Below are 19,004 nucleotides of genomic sequence, written 5' to 3' on the forward strand. Positions count from 1 at the left end.
GCGCATGTCCATTTCGCTTGATTTATTTGATTAAGTCGCTCACAAATTTCGGCAGAACGAATGCCGCTTTGTGCAATTCTTTTGTGTAATATTTCGTCTCAATATCAAAGAAACGGCTGTCTTCTACAGCAAGTGGATCATATTTTTTTGAACCGATGGTGAATGTCCAAAGACCGCTTGGATACGTTGGAATATTCGCTGTGTAAAGCTTCGTAATAGGGAAAATTTCTTTTACATCACGCTGTACATTTGTAATCAGCTCAGGTGTGAACCAAGGGTTGTCCGTTTGTGCAACGAAAATACCGTCTTCTTTCAGTGCTTTTGCGATTCCTGCGTAAAATCCTTTAGAGAACAGGTTCACAGCTGGTCCAACTGGCTCAGTAGAGTCAACCATGATCACATCATACTCGTTGTCAGCTTCAGCAATGTGCATAAAACCGTCTCCGACTTTGACATCTACACGAGGATCGTCTAGTTTCCCAGCAATAGAAGGAAGGAATTTCTTCGAGTACTCGATGACCTTTCCGTCAATATCAACAAGTGTCGCTTTTTTCACACTTGGGTGTTTGAGGATCTCACGAATGACACCGCCGTCTCCTCCGCCTACAACAAGAACATTTTCCGGGTTTGGATGAGTGAAAAGAGGAACATGTGCCACCATTTCGTGGTATACAAACTCATCTTTCTCAGACGTCATCACCATGCCGTCTAAAAACAGCATATTGCCAAACTCTTCTGTTTCCACCATTTCTAAATGCTGAAAGTCTGTTTGTTCTGTGTGAAGGGTTTTGTTCACCTTCAATGTAATACCAAAATTCTTCGTTTGCTTCTCTGTATACCAAAGTTCGCTCATTGTTCATCTTCCTCTCATCCAATAATAAACAAACATCTATTGTTAGCGCCTTTTATCGGCTTTGACTATATCGATTGTCCAAGAAAAAAGTATAGTGGATTCATATCAAATTGTAAAGAACCGCATGAGTTCTCTTCATTTTTTAAAGCGCTCCTGCAATCGCTTGTTTAAAACGGTTTTCTTTGTTCCATACTGATAAAAAACCGTCAAAATGGGGGCTTTGCATGGACACAATCATGAGTAATAAAAAAATCCGCATGACCGTGAAAACGATTCGAGCCTGTTTTTTTATCGGCTTGCTCGCTTTTCTATTTGCAGGTACCGTCTTTTTGACGATTCTATTAATAGCTAAATGGCAAGGTGCCCCTTCTGTTCAAGTTCCCCAATCCACGACCATTTATGCAGCCGATGGCTCAAAGCTTGGAGAATCCAGCTTTGGAGAAAAGAGATATTGGGTGCCATTAAAGGAGATGTCTCCTCATATCAGACAGGCAGTTGTCGCTGTTGAAGATAAAACCTTTTATGAGCATCATGGCTTTGATGTGAAACGGATGGCAGGTGCTGCGGTGGCCGATATTCGTGCCATGGCTAAGGTGCAAGGCGCCAGCACGATCACCCAGCAATATGCACGAAATTTGTATTTAGATCATGATAAAACGTGGAAGCGGAAGTGGAATGAAGCCTTTTACACGATTCGTTTAGAACAAAACTATACAAAAAATGAGATTTTAGAAGGATACTTGAACACCATTTATTATGGTCACGGAGCGTACGGTGTGGAAGCAGCGTCCCGTCTGTATTTCGGGAAAAAAGCAAAGAACTTAACCCTCGCTGAATCGGCCCTGCTTGCCGGTATCCCAAAGGGGCCTTCTCTCTATTCCCCTTATGTGAATGAGGAGAAAGCCGGCGCAAGAAAGAATATGATTTTGAGACAAATGCACGAGGATGGCATAATTACGAAAAAAGCAGCCGATGACGCTGCGAAAGAAAAGCTGTCCTATCGCCCTTTGCAAAAGAAGCAGCTGCAAGCAAAGCAAGCCCCGTATTTTTATGACGATGTGATTCGAGAGTTGAAACAAAGCTTGGGGTTAACTGAGGAACAAATTGAAACCTATGGGCTTCATATCCAAACGACTCTCAATCCAGAATTACAGAAAATCGCAGAAAAGACGTTAAAAAACACGATGAATTCCAAATCAGAAATCCAAATCGGCTTTGCCGCCATCCATCCTCAAACAGGACATGTACTTGCCCTCATAGGCGGGAGGGATTATGAGAAAAGTCCATTCAATCGGGTGACACAAGCAAAAAGGCAGCCCGGTTCAACCATGAAACCCCTTCTTTATTACATTGCCTTGCAAAACGGGTTTACACCCGCAACCGTCATGCGCAGTGAGGAAACGGTTTTTGAACTGGATGATCAAGGCAGCGGTGCCGCTTATTCACCAAGCAATTATCACGGCTATTACGCCAATGACGGCATTACAATGCTTCAAGCTTTAGCGCTGTCTGATAATATTTACGCTGTGAAAACCCATCTATTTTTAGGAATGGAGCAGCTTGTACGTGCTGGCAAGACATTTGGAATCAAGGAAAAACTAGATCAAGTACCATCTCTTGCCCTGGGCACGTCTCCTGTGAAACCCATGGAAATGACCAATGCATACGCCATGCTGGTCAATGGCGGAAAACGCGTCAAACCAACCTTTATTACGAAAGTAACCGACGCAAAAGGCAATGTGCTTTTTGAAGAGAAACAAAAACGAGAACAAATCCTCGATGAAAAAGCAGCATTTGTCACCACCGACATGATGTCAGGCATGTTCAATGATCAATTAAACGGCTATACAAGTGTCACTGGCCGCACCATTATAAAGGACCTTACAAGAACATACGGAGGAAAGTCTGGGACTACAGGCGCCGACAGCTGGATGATCGGCTTCTCTCCCCAGCTCGTCACAGGTGTATGGACAGGCTATGATAAAGGCCGCACCATTGACTCAGTCGAAGAAACGGCCTATGCGAAAAAAATATGGGCTTCCTTTATGGAATCAGCTCTCTCTAAGCAGCCAGCCTCTTCCTTCATGCCGCCAGATGGTGTCAAAGGGGTATATATCAATCCAAAAACCGGAGACCTCGCAGGTCCAGGATGTGAATCAAAGGTATTCACCTATTTTATAGAAGGAACGGAGCCGACAGGTGTCTGCTATGGTGCTGAGGACAAAGCCTCTGAGCAGGAACCAGTTCAAGATCAAAAGCCAAAGAAATGGTGGGAAAAGTGGCTGAAACGTTAAAAAAGACATGAAAAACCCCGAGATCTGCATCTCGGGATTCTCCATGTCCTAGCTTTAACACCAGTTTACTCAAAAACCGGAGAGAATTGGTAGACATCCGCCAATCTTCACAAAAATTTCACAATTATTCAGGGACAGCTAATCCTTCTTTTAATTCATCTGTTGATGCGTCCCATAGCGCTTGATTATGACCTTTTAAGAAATCAGCCAGCACCTTTTTGGATACGTCATCCATATGACTAACGACAATTTTTCGCTTCATCGATTTATCCATTAAATTCACATGCTCTGGAAGTGACTTATACCCGCGGCGGATCGAACGGTCAACGGTCATTTCACAAGCCGTCACACCTGCATAATAAGGCCCTTCTTCTCTGCGGTCAATCGTCACCCATACAAGCCAATACGGTTTTCCGTTCGGCACCTCTTCTTTTGTTTTCAAAAATTTAATTCCTTTTTCGACGGCACTTCTTGCATGCATAGCACCAATATCAATGACAGCTTCCTTTTCCTCTACATCAATGATGACTGGCGAGATATTATCAAGGCTGAGTGCACCTGCCCCAAAGCCTCCATGTCCGTCGGTTGCATCTGTTTTTTTAATGATGTTAAAACCAATTGGTTTCTTCTTTTTACCTTCCATTTATTAAACCTCCTAAAGCAGCGGCTTCAAAATAAGATTAAACCAGTGTATGATTTGATCCCGCATTCCGATCAATGGACCAAACACAAACTGTCCCAGCGGTGTGATCACGAATATGAGAAAAATAATGATCCCATATTGTTCAAATTGCGTCATTTTCGCCCGGATACGGGGGCTGACGACGTCCTCAATAATCCGATACCCATCCAGCGGCGGAAGTGGTAATAAGTTAAATAGGAACAAGATGACGTTTAAGTTAATAAAGATTAAAAAGAAATTATCGACTCCCGGCTCAAAGCGCATAATCCACTCCCCGCCAAATTTCTGAAGAAGCACATACACAAAAAAGCCCAAAAACGCCAGCACTAAGTTACTTAATGGCCCAGCAATGGAGACACAAATCCCTGCTAAGCGCGGTTTTTTAAAATGGTAACGATTCACCGGTACAGGTCTCGCCCAGCCAAACCCGGCCACAAAGATCAAAATCGTCCCGAATACATCGAGATGCTTCAGTGGATTTAACGTCAGTCTCCCTTGATTCTTAGCCGTCGGGTCTCCGAATCGGTACGCAACATATGCATGCGCCAGCTCGTGCATCGTAAATGCAACAACAAGCGTAATGGCGACATATGGAATAAGTTCTAATGGATAAACAAGAAATTGGTTCAAAGGCATGAATCCCTCTTTCTTTCTATACAATGATTTACTTCATTCAGTATACTATAAGAAGTCCCTTAAACTAAAGGGAAGCGTAGCATTAAAGGAAAAAGGAGGTTTTCGCCATGCCGATTGTCACCGTTCAAATGCTTGAAGGAAGAACAGACGAGCAGAAAAGAGCTCTTGTGGAGAAAGTCACTGATGCCGTTGTAGAAACAACAGGCGCAGGTGCAGAAAAAGTCTCTGTTATTATTGAAGAAATGAAAAAAGAACACTATGCCGTAGCAGGAAAGCGAATGAGCGATCTGTAAGCATATTAACAGACGACTTTTTTAAAAGGGCCTGCCTTCAGCTAGCTTGTAGACATCCCCGCAGTCCTGAGCACTGTGATCACGAGTGTCACATACTGAAAAGAAGAGAAAGGGCTAAAAATAAAGTTCATTTTAGCCCTTTCTCTTCTGATTTTTTTTATCAATTATTTTCATAATGCTTGTAGCAGCTAAAGTAGATGAAAAAACAATAATCAATTTTCCTACAATAATTTTATAACCACCTGTAAATACAACAATTGCTATGACAGTGATTGATATTATTAATAATAATATAAATAAATTCCTCAATTTAATTACCCCTAACTAGAAAAATGATTAATAAGTTTAGTGTCTTGAATTAGATAAGTCTTATCTGCTAGAGTCTCTCTCAAGTGCTCAGAATGAGTGATTATAATGATAGATTTTGCATATTCTTCTTTGTATTTTTTAATAAGATCAATTACCATTCTCTGTGATTGGATGTCCCAAGACATGAATGGCTCGTCTAATAAAAGAAGATCTGGTTGTTTCGAAATACTTCCAATGAAGAAAAGTTTATCTTTCATTCCTTCAGAATAATGCTCAATCCTAGTATCTAAATGCTGATTCATACCTAGTTTATCAGAATAGAAACTAACATTTCCCCAAAATAGTTTTTTAGGTACATCCCAAAGATTTCTGATTAACTCTAAATTCTCTTTGCCTGTAAGAATATCATATAGTAAATGATTGCTTGGAATGTAAGCAATATTTCTTTTATATTCGTTTAAATTATCAACGGGGTTATTCTTAAAATGAAGTTCACCTTGAAATTCAGCAATACCTGCGATCACCTTTAATAAAGTAGACTTTCCTGCACCATTTGCACCTAAAATACAAATAATTTCATGTGCATAGAGATCAAGATTTATGTCCTCTAATATTGGCTTACCTTTATTGTAATAAAAACAAACCTTTTTTAAACTTAGTAATTTAGACATTAATTAAGAATCCACCCCCAAAAGATACAATGTTAAAGAGGAAAAGTACAATACAAAAATTCAAGCTTGCTTTCTTAGAATATCCAACAAAATTGAGTAATCCTAAAAACAAAACTCGAGAAGCCCATACTACTGTTATGAAAGTTAAAAGAACCACCATGAACATAACAAAAGAATTCTCAAACATAAATATTAAATTTATACCGACTGAATTCCCAAAAAATATTAATGAGTTGTAAGTCAAAATGACAACAAAAAAATGACTTATTTTTAATGTAGGATGGAAAAAAATCATGACTATTAAATACACCAAAGAAATAATAAAATTAATGATTAAGTAAAAAGGTGTGAAAACAAAAGCAATAAAGACATATAGAGCGAAGAAGTTGTAATTTTCACTACTAGGGAGAATTTGCACGATAATACAAGTTACAAAAAACATATTCAATAAAATAATGATTAAGTTCTGAAACAATATTGATCTACTAGTTACTTTTTCTATATTTAACGTTAAATAATTCTGGGGTTTAAAAACAAGTTGCATTTTTTCCTCCTAAAATGAAATTTGTTATCCTAGTTATATTCAAACCCAACTCACAAAATCTTCAATTATCGCTCCAAGAAATAAAAATGATGTTGCGATGAAGAGCATTATGAAACCCTCTCTAATCATTTTTAAATAATTAACTTTACGAATTTCACCTTGCAAAAATCTCAAAAATATCACTCCTGTAAACGTTCCAAGGACTGAAAAGGATAACAAACCAAACAACTCAATAAAAAAGTGTGGCAGTAATCCTGTAAACAAAGATTCTATATTTCCTTTAATTATCAAACTATTAATTGTATTACCGACAACATAACCATTCATACACATTACAAATATAGGAATAGCACCACACGTAAATAGTCCACCAATTAGACAAAGTAAACCAACATCTAGATTATTTAGAAATATGCTTCCATAATATTCACTATCAGAATTAGATTGAACCGAACCTCCTTTTCGGAACAATACACCACCAAAAACGCCTGCAAAAAATACTATTATGAATAAAATATAAACATTCTTCCATCTTTTTAATATGTTAATTAATCTAGTCAAAAAATACCTCTTTCTATCTTCTCAATTCCCTTTTCAACAATTTTTTTAGATATTATTTTAAACACAATCATTGATAACATGAAATAAATAAAATAGTACCAGTCAATATAATGAATCCATTTATAAATAGGTACAAATATGTTTATGAAGCTAAAAATTAAAAGTGGAACTAGTATAAAGTTTCTTGGTAGACTTTGAGACTTAATATGCAATATTTTTTCATCGTATGTACTTCCAACTTCCTGTATATCATCAAAAGAAAATTTAGAAAATAAAGGAGCCATATACAATTGAATGATTGGTGATATTTTATACACAGCAAACAACAATATAAATATTTGCAAACAAGATATTAAATTCAATTCTTTCACTAAATTGATAACAATTAAAGATATGATGATATTAATAACAAGAGGTATAAATAAACATACTTCCAACAATTTTATTTTAGATTCAAATAATTTTTCTACACCATTTGGAGACGTTTTTAACAAATGAATACTTTTACCTTCAGAACCTAAAAAGAATACTTGAGGATACTCATAAGAAACTTCAAAGCAATGAATAATTATTGTTAAAACATTAAAGAGAAGCAGCATTGCCATAATGAATGAACTGTTATCAGAGTTCTCCACTATCCCTAATAAAACCCCACAATAAAAAAAGCCTTCTAACGAATATATAATAATAGAAAAGACTCCTGGTGATACGATCCAACGTTTTCTTTCTAAATTAATAAGCTCTTTTTTAAACAGAAAATTATTCTCTGTTCTGAAAATCTTATTTACTAGTTTTATATAAAGTGTTAACCAATCAAATAATTCCTGCTTAGATTTTATTTGTTCATTTTTATAATAATTTGGATAAAAATAACGTGTGATAAAGACAATACACATCGTTAAAGCAAAGAATACCAATATTAATATTGGTAGGTTAATAGAATATATAATACCGTCGTAAATACTCCCAATAATTTTTTTAAAATAAATAAAATCCCCCTTGAATTCTTGAACAAATATATTTTTCACACGAATCCAATAGGAATCATTTAATAGCTGTTCTACATTTTTAAATGGTTCTCTTAAAGCAAATATTAGTTTTGCAAATTGATGACTCATTATGTATCCAAGAGTCATTAAAACACAGGAAAAAAACATATATATAGCAAATCTAAAGAAACCAATTTTATTTTTAATTTTATATGTTTGATACTTCCCCATTAAAAGATTCGAAATTATAAATGTGAAGAAAATAAACAAAATGAGATTGGAATTTAGCAACAAAAACAAACTTAAAGGTATTTTCAAAATAAAAAAGAGACATACAATTGCAGTTATTAAAATATTTCCATATTGCATCAAAAACCAAAGAAGTTCTTCAGTTAGTAGTAAAACATATATTTGTCGCTGACTTAGTGGAGATGTACTCAATAGATCCTGATATATTGAAAAATGGGTTCTTCTATATGTTGAAATTCCACTAGTTAGAGCTAAGAAGAATAATAAAAGGAATATCCCAAATAAGAACATTTCATTCCATCTATCAACAAAAACACCGTACTTGTTATATAAAAAAAGGATTAGGATGATTGAAAAAATAGTGTGAATAACCATCTTAAATATAGCAATATTTTTTATCCTCTTAAAAAAAGGAATAAACTTTAGTAAAAAGGAATAGTCTTTTTCAGCACGCATAATCAAATGGATTTTTAAAATATTTATGTATCTTGTTATCACATGAATAACTCCTAAAATAATATTCCCTATTGATCTCATTTCATTCTAATAAGAGGATTTCTCCTCTTATTAGAATAATTTCACCTTACCAAGCAATAAAGGCCTTTTTGCCTCTTTTTCTAAGCTCTTCTTTAAGATAGACTGTAAGTGCTTGTCTGCCGGCATTTGCAATTAGTCCTAATCCCCCGGTTAAAAAACCTGATAATATACCAATTATCACTGAAGCTGTTGCCCCCATGTCTAGATACCAAGTAATTGTACTACCTACTGCTGATGGAATACCAAACTCTTTAGTCAGATAAGCAATAGGTAAGTTCCCCATCACAAAAAAGTAAGCAAATAATAATGCAATACTCGCTAAAAGTAAGCCTGAGATTTTGAAAGCATTCACTCTTGCTGTCATTTTATTTCACCCCTTCCATCTGATTATAGATTTGAAACATAATAGAATTTAATCATAGTTTAATTTAAAAAACAAGTAAAATTTAACTTTTTTTGAAAATAAAACCTTACTGATGATAAGTATTTTTCACACCACATTATTACAAATAGTATATAGACACTTTAGATGCGAGATCATTGTCAAATTATATATTCTGAACATCCAATCAAAATATATTTATTTTCTAATAAGTATTTTAAGAGAACTCAAAGGGTTAAAATAACTTCACTCTAACCCTTTGAAAATAGTTTATGATTTGTTCTTGAATTAAATCATACTAACTCCTATCTTATCTGTACCACGCTTTATTACGGTTCACTTGATTTTTATGAGCCGCATCGAAGAAATCGACTGTGTAAGAATAATCATAATTCATTAGGCAGACAATGCCGCTTCCTTGAGGGTCGTGCGGTAAGCCAAAGTTATGACCGTATTCATGCGTAGCCGCTTTTGCAGTGTTCGCTGTCCCTTGATCAAGGTTAACGGCGAATGCACTTCCGCTTGGTGCACTATTGTAGACATAAGCGATTCCGCCAGCATCAAAGTTTGGATTTGCTGTAAATCCAGTGACAAAGTCATATCCTCTGCCATCAAAGCTGCGCGCAAGGTTAGACAAAATTTGCTCTGCATTTGAACCCGAAGACGTCCATGATCCTACTGCTTGTACGACAAAGTCCACATCATGATCACGGTTAAACGTGACATCTGCTTGCTCAATGATGCTGACAATCCGTGTTTGCCAGTCACTATATTTCGCACGATACTGCGCATCAGCAACCGCATAGACAGTGACCTTCTGACTGCCTGTACTTGCTTTTGTTGAAATTGAATCTCCTGTATTGGCCTTAAAGGTTCTTGAGCCTACCTGCTTACCAGACTCATCTAATACCTTTGTTGTCACATCTCGTTCAATTGGAGGTGCTGTCGTCAAATCTTTAAAATCCTTTGCTTTTGGCAACCCCTCACTAATATGGGTTTCGAACGGCGCATGACCATGATCATGCCCATGACCTGCACTCGCTACTGGTGCTGAAGCTGAACTTACCCCCGGTAACAAACTACCTACCAATAAAAATGACAAAAAGACTGAACGCTTTTTCATTCCTATCCCTCCTTTGTTTTTCACAAGGTTATATATTCACTGAAAATTCACCATTTTCCTTCTATTCAGTCAAAAACAGGGAATTAGATGCACAGGAAGAAAGTCGAATTACGTCATTTTCACTAATTTTTCGGATATTTTGACACACATTTCATCGAAAAATAGCGCTTTTGGTCTGGGTCATTTACTTAGTAAACACTCATGTTTTTAAGAAATAATATCATGGACCTAATGTCACATCTGAAAGAAACAAAAAATGATATTAGAAAAGATAAAGTCACACTTTACTGATACCAATTATACTTCTCTGCGGTTCTGCCTTATGATGAAGAACATAAAACATTGCTACCTCAAAACGGAAGGGACGATCGGCATGTCTGGAAAAAAGCACATACAATTTGGATTAATGTTACATGGCCCAGGGGGTCACATGAATGCATGGAAGGATAAATCGGTGCCAGCAGATGCAAGTGTTAACATTGATTATTATCAAGAGATGACCAAAAAAGCGGAATCAGCGGGTTTCCGTTTTGTCTTTGTGGCAGATGGCTTATATATTCATGAACATTCGATTCCTCATTTCTTAAACCGATTTGAACCATTAACCATCTTATCTGCACTTGCCACAGTCACGAAACAGATTGGACTTGTGGGTACTGTATCCACTTCATACAGTGAGCCCTTTACCATTGCCAGGCAATTTGCTTCCTTGGACAAATTAAGTAAAGGCCGGGCAGGCTGGAATGTTGTGACTTCCCCATTAGAGGGCTCTGCTGAGAATCACATCATCCGTTCGCATCCTAGCCACTCACTTCGATATGAAATTGCAGAAGAGTATTTACATGTAGTGAACGGGCTTTGGAGCTCATGGGAAGAAGATGCTTTTGTAAGAGATCGATCAACAGGTGTCTTCTTCGACCGAGATAAATTGCACACCTTAAACCATCATGGCAAACACTTTTCTGTCAAAGGTCCTTTAAATATTGAGCGCTCTGAACAAGGGCAGCCCGTGATTTTCCAAGCAGGCGCTTCAGAGGCAGGAAAAGACCTAGCTGCAAAAGAAGCAGACGCTGTATTTACAAATGCCGATTCACTTGAAAAGGCAAAAGCCTATTACCGCGACGTGAAAAATAGAGCGGCAGCGCTTGGAAGAAAACCATCCGAGATCAAAATATTCCCTGGCATCCACCCGATTACAGGAAAAACAGTCGAAGAAGCTGAAGAAAAATATGAAGCCATTAAACATCTAGTCTCTATTGAAGAAGCTCTGCATTATCTCGGCCGATTCTTTGACCATTTGGACTTCAGTCAATTCCCGCTTGATGAACCTTTTCCAGATATAGGTGACGCTGGGTCAAACAGCTTCCAATCCACAACAGAGTCCATTAAGAAAATGGCCAAAGATCAAAACCTGACCTTAAGAGAAGTCGCTTTACAAGTGACCACATCAAAAAGTGCTTTTTTCGGCACTTACGAACAAGTAGCTGACAAATTAATTCAATGGATCGAAGAGGACGCCGCAGATGGATTTATTTTTGGCGCTCCAATTTTAGCAAGCGGTTTATCCGAATGGACGGAGCACGTCATTCCGATATTAGTCGAAAGAGGATATTACGACCCAAATTATCCAGCTCATACCCTTCGCGAAAACTTAGGCCTGCCGATGAAGAAGAATCAGTTTCTGAAACAAACAGTAAAATAAATTTAAAAGAGGGGCTAGCATAAAGGCTAACCCCTCTTTTTATGACGGTTGGTGCTGATGCAATCGACTTTCAATGAGATCAATAAACTGGAGCACAGCTCTTCCAGGCGTATCATTTGTTTTCCTCAATAGACCAACTGGCGGGGAAACTTGAATGCCCTTTATTTCTAATACCTTCGTACCCGGGAGTGTAAAAGAATGAGCCGTTCGTGTAAACAGAGATACTCCTAAGCCCGCCTGAACATAGTGTTTATGGGACATGCTGCTAGTAATCTCTAATTTCTTGTAATTTGTCCCAATGACATCAACGATTTGTTGTTCAATTTGGATACGGATGGGGCAATTGTGAGGTGTGAATAGTATAGTCTCATTTTCTAAATCAGTTACCTCTACGACATCTTTTTCCGCCAATCGATGGGAGGACGGAACCAGCAGGACAATATCATCTTGAAAAAGCGGCTTATAGCTATTTTCCATCGAAGCTTCTGGTGCACCGCAAATCGCAAAATCAATCTCATCATGCGAAAGCAAGGAACTCAGGGTATTCGCATCTGCTACTTGTACCGAAAATTCTACATTCGGAAACCTTTCCTTGAATTCTGCAAGGAGCGCCGGGAATTCTAAACTGGCAGTAGGCTCAGAAACACCGATGCGAATGAATCCCGCAATGCCCACTTCTAAATCTTGAAGCGTTTTCGTCAGTTTCTCATATTCATTGAGTAAAGAATTGGCTCTTTCATAAAAAAGCTGTCCTGAAGCTGTTAACTTTAAGGTCTTCCCTCTCTCTAGAAGCTTCTCTCCAATTTCCTCTTCTAAATGCTTGATGTGCAAGGTAATGGTTGGCTGAGAATAATTCAGTGCTTCTGCTGCTTTTAAAAAATTCCCATATTTCACAATGGTGGCAAAGGTGCGGATCGCACGAATCTCCATAAAACCCCTCTTTTCTCTATATTTTAAATAACTGAATCGTGTATTTATGATTACTAATTATACTTTTCAATTGGTTTGCCTTATTATAATTTATATTATCAACTATTCCAAGTTGTTTAGAAGGAATTATGTGAAATGGAGGAGACGAATTGACGAAAGTAACGATTATAGCAGGCGGACATTCCGTCCAATCTCGATTAACTGGTGTTTTGCATCATGTTCAGCAGCATTTAACGATCAATGGAATCGATGTACATATCATTCAAGTTCACCAGCTGCCTAGCAGCGCACTAATACGTGCGGACTTTTCAAACGAAGAGGTTGTCAAGGCCATTGAACTTGTGAATGAGAGTGACGGTGTCATTGTGTTAACTCCTGTCTACAAAACGTCATTTTCCGGTATTTTAAAAACGTTTTTAGATTTACTTCCACAGAAAGTGTTACAAGGAAAACCCGTCCTTCCGTTTGTTTTAGGAGGAACCTACGGCCACCTGCTCGTCATTGAATATGCTCTTAAACCGATTATTCATCAACTTGGTGCAACAGTTGTGCAATCTGGCGTGTATGTTGTGGATCAACAGGTCACAAAGCAGGAGTCAGGTGATTACTTACTTGATTCAGATGCCACAAACAGGTTAAACCTCGCATTATCTCAATATCAAAGTCTGATAGGAGGAACAGCCAATGTCGTTCACCCTTAGTATTCTTGATCAAAGCCTTGTCGGTGAAAACGAGAACGCAGAGACGGGCATTCAGCATACTGTCAGATTGGCTGAAGCAGCGGATCAGCTTGGCTATCACAGGTTTTGGGTGTCTGAACATCACAATAACCCTCAAGTAGCAGGTTCTTCCCCTGAAGCTCTTGCCGGCTATCTCTTAGCAAAAACAAACAACATACGAATTGGGTCTGGCGGTGTCATGCTTCAGCATTACAGCCCGTTTAAAGTGGCTGAAACATTTCACGTCCTCGCATCATTAGCGCCTGGAAGAGTCGATTTAGGTGTTGGGAAAGCACCTGGAGGACTGAACCTATCGACACAAGCTCTTCAGGAAGATTATCAGGCGTCACGGAAGGATTTTTCTCAAAAATTAGTGGATCTCAAAACCTATCTGACAGAACACACAAATGAATTGAATGCTCAGCCCATCCCTCGTTTATCACCTGACATGTTCCTTTTAGGGGGAAGTATAGAGAGCGCTGAATTTGCAGCAAAACTTGGTATCTCCTTTGTCTTTGCCTTTTTTATTAATGGAGATGAAGCCTTATTAAAAGAAGCAAGAGAGGCCTTCCAAACATATCAGAAAGCGGGCACCCGCCAGCAATTCCTTCTTGCTATCACCGTTTCTGTAGCCGATGATCCCGAACAAGCACTCTCACATATCAAACAAAAGGAAACAGTAAAGGTCTCCTTTTCTGATGGAAGAAAGCTGAATGTCACATCGTTAGAGGATGCAGAAAAACTGGTGAAAGAAACGGAGAAGGAACAGTACAACATTCACGTGCAAAAAACCGGCTATACCGCTGGCACAAAAGAAACCGTTCATCACAGGCTGACTGAGCTAGCCGAGTCATACGATATCAATGAATTCATCGTGCTGTCGCCGATCGTAAATATTGATGAAAGGATCACGTCTATCACTTTATTAAAAGAAGCACTTGATCAAGAACAAACAAACCAAAAACCAATCAATCAAGAGGTGAACGTCTAATGTCAAACAATCAAAAAATCATATTATGGAGCAAAAATGGATGCAGTTATTGCAAGGACATTCAATCCTACTTCAACGATCAGCAGATCCCTTTTTCAACGATTGATGTCACAGAACATGATGATTACAGAAACATTTTAGAAGCAAAATACGGTGTCCGCTATGTACCTGTAGTTGAGATCAGTCATGATCCCCACGTGTATCAAGCATTGCTGAATCCAGATATCGAGACTTTAAAAAAAGCATTAATTTGACATTACATACTGAATGGAGGTTTGTCATGAGTCGAGATATTTTTCGCATCGCTACCGAAGAAGATGCGCCAGCTTTTTTAGAATTGCTGTCCAGTGCATTTAAACCGCTTGGTGAAATGGGCATCGATTGGCCCTCCACGAACGCTACACTTGAAATGGTCACAGAAAACATCACACAGTCCGCTGCCGTTGTATTAGAACGAGACGGACGGCTCATATCAACCATCACCATACGTTTTCCTTGGGAGAGCACTGAGCCGGTCTCAGGCTATCCATTTGTCTGGTGGTTTGCGACAGCTCCTGATTTAGCCGGTCAAGGAATTGGAAATAGACTGCTCGATTATGTAGAAAACACCTTGCTCCGGCAGACATATAAAGCGCCTGCTTATACACTAGGCACTTCTGGCCGGAAACACCCTTGGCTTTTAGAGATGTACGAACGAAAAGGATATACAAAATATATTGAACGCGAGGCTGAAAATGGAGATTTAGGTGTTTTGATGTATAAAGTGCTTATCCCTGAACGCTTTGATCCAGCCATTTTAGGGGCACCACCCGCAGAAGAAAAAGTCGAAACGACTTCTACATAGGAGGTGATTCAACGTGGGTGAGTTTTTCAAATGGGAGTATGTAGTCACACTTTTTCCTAAAGTATTATCAGCCCTTCCGACGACCTTGCTGATTGTTTTATTTGCCACTTTGATTGGCAGCTTTCTTGGATTCATCCTTGCTTATTTTCGAATTGAGCGCATTCCTGTCCTGCATCAACTCAGTGCAGTCTATGTCTCATTTATTCGCGGAACGCCTATCCTGGTTCAAATGTTTATTGTCTTTTATGGTCTGCCAGGTGTGCTCGCAGCAATTGGCCTTGATATCTCCATGTGGAACAAATTGATCTTTCTTTATATTACATATGGACTCAATACAGCTGCCTACTTTTCAGAAATATTCCGATCAGCCTTATCAAGTGTCCCAGCATCTCAATATGAAGCGGCTGCCTCAATTGGGCTGACGAAATGGCAGATTTATAGAAGAACGCTCATTCCTCAAGCAGGAAGAATTGCGCTCCCGAATATCGGCGTGGCCATTGTGAACTTATTACAAAACACCTCCCTCGCCTTTACACTAGGCGTGATGGATATTATAGGAAAGGTCCAAACATTAGGGGCTTTATACTATCGCGTATTAGAAGGATACTTTATTGCTGCCGTCATTTTTATTATGTTAAGTATGCTGCTGGAAAAAGCGTTTGATCTATTGGAAAAACGGATCAATACACCGAAAACGAGAAAACAGCGTCAGACGACATTCGTTTCCTTAAAAAGACCTGAAACGGCCTTCACTGTCGAAAAGCGTGCGAAGTAAAACGAGGAGGATTTCACATGAAAAATAACAAACGATTCAAAAAACATTACATCATCGGTCTGCTTACACTTGGTTCATTGCTGCTTGCTGCCTGCGGAAATACAGAACAATCGAATGAAGTCAAAGCAGAAGCAGCGAATAATGATCCAGATGCGAAAGAAATCATCGTTGGCACAGGGAACGCTTATCAGCCTTTCGTTTACTTAGATGAAAACGGTCAACTAACAGGCTATGAGAAGGCTGTATTAGACGAAGTGGATCAGCTGCTTCCACAATATAAGTTTAAATATGAATCCTTCGAATTTAAAAATATTCTGCCCGCTTTAGATGCTGGTAAAGTAGATCTCGCTGCCCATCAATATGAAATCAATGATGAGCGCCAGAAGAAATATCTATTTGGAAAAGTTGGCTACACAGATTATACAAGCTATGTGGTTGTTGATAAAGCATCCGGTCATGATTTTCAAAGCTTAGACGATTTGGCTGGACACAAAGTGCACACCTCTACAGGAAGTAATTTCGCTTATCTTTTAGAGCAATATAACAAAAAGCATGATCGGAAAATTGACATTGTCTACGGAGATGGCGGAAACGAAATTCTCGTCAAAAACCTTCAAAATGGCACAGTCGATGCGGCATTGCTCACAAAGTATGACGTCAACAAACTAAACAAACAATTCAATGCCAATCTAGTCACCTCTGGAAAACCTGTAAACGTATCTAAAACATATTATCTATATCAAAAAAACAATACAAAACTTCAAAAAGACATTGATCAAGCATTACAAAAACTGATCGATAACGGCAAGCTCGCTGAATTGTCTAAGAAAATATTGGGCGGAGACTTTACTACATCATAAGAAAGGAGCGATCTGAGTGGATTTTGATGTTGCCTTTATGCTGCAGGCCTTTTTAGCCGCACTTCATTATTTGCCAACGACGCTGCTGTTAGGCTTTCTCCCGCTATTATTTGGCTCAGTCTTTGGATTTGGTATTGCCCTTATCCGTTTTTATCAGGTGCCTGTATTGTCTCCATTGTTCAAATGGTTTGTGGCTATTTTTAAAGCAATTCCTGTTGTCCTCATTCTGCTCGTATCTTATCTTCTTTTTTCTGATTCGCTGGATCGTTTGGCTGCATCTTTTTCTCTTCAGATTCGTTTCAGTGATTTGGACAGACGATGGATTGCCATTTTCGCCCTTACTTTATATGCCGTAAGCGGGTTATCTGAAATATTTCGAAGCTCTCTTGCATCTATTCCAAAGGGGCAATTCGATGCTGCTCTATCCGTTGGTTTCACCAGCAAACAGGTTTTACGAAGGGTCATTATACCGCAAGTCTTTCCCATCGCCCTTCCACTTTTGAACAACATGCTGATCAGTTTAATCAAAGCCTCTTCTCTCGTCTCAATGGTGTCTGTGGTCGATATTTTAAACGGCGCTTTAATCAAAGCCAATGTGAACTATCGTTATCTTGAAGCCTACATCGCCGTTGCTCTGATTTACTGGGCACTGTGTGCCTCTATCGAAGCCATTACAGCCTTATACGAGAAATATGGACACAAAAACAAAAGGAGACGATTGGCATGATTGACATCAAACAGGTGCATAAAGCGTTCGGTAAAAACCAGATTCTGAGAGGAATTGATTTAACGGTAGAAAGAGGCGAAGTGGTCGTCATTTTAGGTCCAAGCGGTTCTGGGAAATCAACCTTTCTGCGATGCTTGAATTTTCTTGAGCGTGCGGATCAAGGAGAAATCAGCATTGATCACACGACCGTCAAGTTCAATCAAGCAAGGCCTAAAGACATTCTCGCACTTCGCAGAAAAACCGCCATGGTCTTTCAGCAATACGATCTATTTCTTCATAAAACAGCACTTGAAAACATCATGGAAGGTTTAGTCATTGCCCGTAAACAACCGAAAGATCAAGCCTATGACACAGCTCTCCAATTACTCACAAAGGTCGGACTACTAGAGAAAAAGGATGCCTATCCGCATCAATTATCTGGCGGACAGCAGCAGCGCGTCGGCATTGCACGGGCACTGGCTTTGAATCCAGAAGTCATTTTGTTCGACGAACCGACCTCAGCATTAGATCCCGAGCTTGTAGGAGAAACGCTTGATGTCATTAAACAGGTAGCCCAAACCGGTGTCACTATGATCATCGTCACCCACGAGATGAACTTTGCCTATGATATTGCCGACAGGGTCATTTTCATGGAGGATGGGGTCATTGTCGAATCAGGTACGCCGGAAGAAGTCTTTGAACAGACGAAAGAAGAACGTACAAAACAATTTTTAGCGAGATTCTCTTATCACCATTCATAAAATACAAGTCGATCCATGTGGTCGGCTTGTTTCTGCGCAAAATAAAAACCAGTCTGTTCTAGCCATTAGCCATCACACACTGGTTCTTCTCGTTAGTTCAATTCCTTCAACTGATCAATATAAGCAAGAGCCGCCTCAAATTCTTCGTCCGTATAGCGCTGCTTGCTTTTAATGGTGAAGACCTTTTCCTTCACCTCATCTTCTAACAGGTTATCAAAATATAAAATCGTTGAGACAAGCTCTAGGAAACGGGATGATTGCTCGTTCATCTGCTGCGTCAGCGCTTTGAGGTCAGGCATGTCCACTTCACACTGATCGAGAAACTCTTTCCCATTGTCCGTCAGCGAATAGCGATATTGATAGTATCCGCCCTTTTTTTCCTTCATTTCGTCCAAGAATCCAAGGTTGCACAGCTCTTCAATTCTGAGCGTCAACTCCTCTGAATAGGGGCCATAAAAATGAAAATCGTATTTCTCGTAAAAAGGCAAATCTAGCTTTTTTGCTATGTAAATCATCTTTTGCAGCTTCTTCCGACCAACGATTTCCCCTGATTCAGAGAATACCTTCATCAACTTTGCATGCTCTTTCAACAA

Annotated in this window: 21 protein-coding genes; 11 read left to right on the forward strand and 10 right to left on the reverse strand. The window is 38.9% G+C overall.

What is annotated here, in order from left to right; genetic code table 11:
- Positions 1–22 precede the first annotated feature (22 nt).
- Positions 23–853 (reverse strand): spermidine synthase, encoded by an 831-nt coding sequence (speE, locus tag MHH65_RS17460; RefSeq protein WP_025093862.1) that lies wholly within the window; start codon positions 851–853, stop codon positions 23–25.
- A gap of 224 nt (positions 854–1,077) precedes the next feature.
- Here speE and MHH65_RS17465 point away from each other — a divergent pair, with 224 nt between their 5' ends.
- Complete coding sequence (locus MHH65_RS17465; protein ID WP_098677156.1) at positions 1,078–3,147, forward strand: transglycosylase domain-containing protein; 2,070 nt, start codon at positions 1,078–1,080, stop codon at positions 3,145–3,147.
- 124 nt (positions 3,148–3,271) lie between these two features.
- Here MHH65_RS17465 and MHH65_RS17470 read toward each other — a convergent pair whose 3' ends face one another.
- Together MHH65_RS17470 and MHH65_RS17475 are read right to left on the reverse strand one after the other, a co-directional pair.
- Positions 3,272–3,790 carry a YwhD family protein gene (locus MHH65_RS17470; RefSeq protein WP_024423769.1) on the reverse strand — a complete coding sequence of 173 codons (519 nt, stop codon included), beginning with the start codon at positions 3,788–3,790 and terminating at the stop codon, positions 3,272–3,274.
- Positions 3,791–3,802: 12 nt separating this feature from the next.
- Positions 3,803–4,459 carry a site-2 protease family protein gene (locus MHH65_RS17475; protein WP_024423770.1) on the reverse strand — a complete coding sequence of 219 codons (657 nt, stop codon included), beginning with the start codon at positions 4,457–4,459 and terminating at the stop codon, positions 3,803–3,805.
- Between the two features lie 113 nt (positions 4,460–4,572).
- Here MHH65_RS17475 and MHH65_RS17480 point away from each other — a divergent pair, with 113 nt between their 5' ends.
- A complete protein-coding gene (locus MHH65_RS17480; protein ID WP_003214939.1) occupies positions 4,573–4,758 on the forward strand; it encodes a 2-hydroxymuconate tautomerase in 186 nt (61 codons plus the stop codon).
- Between the two features lie 320 nt (positions 4,759–5,078).
- Here the strand turns inward: MHH65_RS17480 and MHH65_RS17485 are convergent, their stop codons facing one another.
- The 5 genes from MHH65_RS17485 to MHH65_RS17505 all read right to left on the reverse strand — a co-directional run bounded on the left by MHH65_RS17485 (position 5,079) and on the right by MHH65_RS17505 (position 10,123).
- Positions 5,079–5,738 carry an ABC transporter ATP-binding protein gene (locus MHH65_RS17485; protein ID WP_098677155.1) on the reverse strand — a complete coding sequence of 220 codons (660 nt, stop codon included), beginning with the start codon at positions 5,736–5,738 and terminating at the stop codon, positions 5,079–5,081.
- Positions 5,739–6,321: 583 nt separating this feature from the next.
- On the reverse strand, positions 6,322–6,843 hold the full coding sequence (locus tag MHH65_RS17490) for a stage II sporulation protein M (RefSeq protein WP_098677153.1): 522 nt from the start codon (positions 6,841–6,843) through the stop codon (positions 6,322–6,324).
- A complete protein-coding gene (locus tag MHH65_RS17495) occupies positions 6,840–8,579 on the reverse strand; it encodes a hypothetical protein (RefSeq protein WP_098677152.1) in 1,740 nt (579 codons plus the stop codon). The genes MHH65_RS17490 and MHH65_RS17495 overlap by 4 nt, the downstream gene beginning before the upstream one ends.
- Before the next feature lie 85 nt (positions 8,580–8,664).
- Entirely contained in the window at positions 8,665–8,982 is a 318-nt protein-coding gene (locus tag MHH65_RS17500; RefSeq protein WP_098677151.1) for an uberolysin/carnocyclin family circular bacteriocin, read from the reverse strand.
- Between the two features lie 328 nt (positions 8,983–9,310).
- Positions 9,311–10,123: a zinc-dependent metalloprotease gene (locus tag MHH65_RS17505; protein ID WP_024423771.1), complete on the reverse strand. Its 813-nt coding sequence runs from the start codon at positions 10,121–10,123 to the stop codon at positions 9,311–9,313.
- A gap of 373 nt (positions 10,124–10,496) precedes the next feature.
- On the opposite strand from MHH65_RS17505, the gene MHH65_RS17510 reads away from it, so the two are divergent.
- On the forward strand, positions 10,497–11,825 hold the full coding sequence (locus MHH65_RS17510; protein WP_098677150.1) for an LLM class flavin-dependent oxidoreductase: 1,329 nt from the start codon (positions 10,497–10,499) through the stop codon (positions 11,823–11,825).
- A 39-nt stretch (positions 11,826–11,864) separates the two neighbouring features.
- Here MHH65_RS17510 and MHH65_RS17515 read toward each other — a convergent pair whose 3' ends face one another.
- Complete coding sequence (locus tag MHH65_RS17515) at positions 11,865–12,755, reverse strand: LysR family transcriptional regulator (protein ID WP_025093859.1); 891 nt, start codon at positions 12,753–12,755, stop codon at positions 11,865–11,867.
- Positions 12,756–12,904: 149 nt separating this feature from the next.
- Between MHH65_RS17515 and ssuE the strand changes: the two genes are divergently transcribed.
- Genes ssuE through MHH65_RS17555 form a run of 8 tightly spaced genes read left to right on the forward strand, consistent with a single transcriptional unit; the run spans position 12,905 to position 18,411 of the window.
- Complete coding sequence (gene ssuE, locus MHH65_RS17520) at positions 12,905–13,456, forward strand: NADPH-dependent FMN reductase (RefSeq protein ID WP_098677149.1); 552 nt, start codon at positions 12,905–12,907, stop codon at positions 13,454–13,456.
- Entirely contained in the window at positions 13,440–14,465 is a 1,026-nt protein-coding gene (locus MHH65_RS17525) for an LLM class flavin-dependent oxidoreductase (protein ID WP_098677148.1), read from the forward strand. Before ssuE ends, MHH65_RS17525 begins: the two co-directional genes overlap by 17 nt.
- Positions 14,465–14,719, forward strand: coding sequence for a glutaredoxin family protein (locus tag MHH65_RS17530; RefSeq protein WP_025093857.1), 255 nt, complete (start codon positions 14,465–14,467; stop codon positions 14,717–14,719). The genes MHH65_RS17525 and MHH65_RS17530 overlap by 1 nt, the downstream gene beginning before the upstream one ends.
- Positions 14,720–14,745: 26 nt before the next feature.
- Positions 14,746–15,309 carry a GNAT family N-acetyltransferase gene (locus tag MHH65_RS17535; RefSeq protein ID WP_025093856.1) on the forward strand — a complete coding sequence of 188 codons (564 nt, stop codon included), beginning with the start codon at positions 14,746–14,748 and terminating at the stop codon, positions 15,307–15,309.
- A 13-nt stretch (positions 15,310–15,322) separates the two neighbouring features.
- Positions 15,323–16,084: an amino acid ABC transporter permease gene (locus MHH65_RS17540; protein WP_024426374.1), complete on the forward strand. Its 762-nt coding sequence runs from the start codon at positions 15,323–15,325 to the stop codon at positions 16,082–16,084.
- A 17-nt stretch (positions 16,085–16,101) separates the two neighbouring features.
- Positions 16,102–16,944, forward strand: coding sequence for a transporter substrate-binding domain-containing protein (locus MHH65_RS17545; RefSeq protein ID WP_024426375.1), 843 nt, complete (start codon positions 16,102–16,104; stop codon positions 16,942–16,944).
- A gap of 16 nt (positions 16,945–16,960) precedes the next feature.
- Complete coding sequence (locus MHH65_RS17550) at positions 16,961–17,671, forward strand: ABC transporter permease subunit (RefSeq protein WP_025093854.1); 711 nt, start codon at positions 16,961–16,963, stop codon at positions 17,669–17,671.
- Positions 17,668–18,411 carry an amino acid ABC transporter ATP-binding protein gene (locus MHH65_RS17555; RefSeq protein ID WP_024426377.1) on the forward strand — a complete coding sequence of 248 codons (744 nt, stop codon included), beginning with the start codon at positions 17,668–17,670 and terminating at the stop codon, positions 18,409–18,411. Before MHH65_RS17550 ends, MHH65_RS17555 begins: the two co-directional genes overlap by 4 nt.
- A gap of 92 nt (positions 18,412–18,503) precedes the next feature.
- Here MHH65_RS17555 and MHH65_RS17560 read toward each other — a convergent pair whose 3' ends face one another.
- The gene (locus tag MHH65_RS17560) at positions 18,504–19,004 is read right to left on the reverse strand and encodes a YwgA family protein (RefSeq protein WP_098677147.1); all 501 of its coding nucleotides are present in this window, start codon (positions 19,002–19,004) and stop codon (positions 18,504–18,506) included.

This window comes from Bacillus sp. FSL L8-0654 (assembly GCF_038629965.1).
Classification (GTDB): domain Bacteria; phylum Bacillota; class Bacilli; order Bacillales; family Bacillaceae; genus Bacillus; species Bacillus safensis.

What these genes read in the sequence shown, in the direction of transcription:
- speE (WP_025093862.1), bottom strand. Translation starts at nt 853, where the DNA reads ATGAGCGAACTTTGGTATACAGAGAAGCAAACGAAGAATTTTGGTATT.
- MHH65_RS17465 (WP_098677156.1), top strand. Translation starts at nt 1,078, where the DNA reads ATGGACACAATCATGAGTAATAAAAAAATCCGCATGACCGTGAAAACG.
- MHH65_RS17470 (WP_024423769.1), bottom strand. Translation starts at nt 3,790, where the DNA reads ATGGAAGGTAAAAAGAAGAAACCAATTGGTTTTAACATCATTAAAAAA.
- MHH65_RS17480 (WP_003214939.1), top strand. Translation starts at nt 4,573, where the DNA reads ATGCCGATTGTCACCGTTCAAATGCTTGAAGGAAGAACAGACGAGCAG.
- MHH65_RS17485 (WP_098677155.1), bottom strand. Translation starts at nt 5,738, where the DNA reads ATGTCTAAATTACTAAGTTTAAAAAAGGTTTGTTTTTATTACAATAAA.
- MHH65_RS17500 (WP_098677151.1), bottom strand. Translation starts at nt 8,982, where the DNA reads ATGACAGCAAGAGTGAATGCTTTCAAAATCTCAGGCTTACTTTTAGCG.
- MHH65_RS17505 (WP_024423771.1), bottom strand. Translation starts at nt 10,123, where the DNA reads ATGAAAAAGCGTTCAGTCTTTTTGTCATTTTTATTGGTAGGTAGTTTG.
- MHH65_RS17510 (WP_098677150.1), top strand. Translation starts at nt 10,497, where the DNA reads ATGTCTGGAAAAAAGCACATACAATTTGGATTAATGTTACATGGCCCA.
- MHH65_RS17515 (WP_025093859.1), bottom strand. Translation starts at nt 12,755, where the DNA reads ATGGAGATTCGTGCGATCCGCACCTTTGCCACCATTGTGAAATATGGG.
- MHH65_RS17525 (WP_098677148.1), top strand. Translation starts at nt 13,440, where the DNA reads ATGTCGTTCACCCTTAGTATTCTTGATCAAAGCCTTGTCGGTGAAAAC.
- MHH65_RS17530 (WP_025093857.1), top strand. Translation starts at nt 14,465, where the DNA reads ATGTCAAACAATCAAAAAATCATATTATGGAGCAAAAATGGATGCAGT.
- MHH65_RS17535 (WP_025093856.1), top strand. Translation starts at nt 14,746, where the DNA reads ATGAGTCGAGATATTTTTCGCATCGCTACCGAAGAAGATGCGCCAGCT.
- MHH65_RS17545 (WP_024426375.1), top strand. Translation starts at nt 16,102, where the DNA reads ATGAAAAATAACAAACGATTCAAAAAACATTACATCATCGGTCTGCTT.
- MHH65_RS17555 (WP_024426377.1), top strand. Translation starts at nt 17,668, where the DNA reads ATGATTGACATCAAACAGGTGCATAAAGCGTTCGGTAAAAACCAGATT.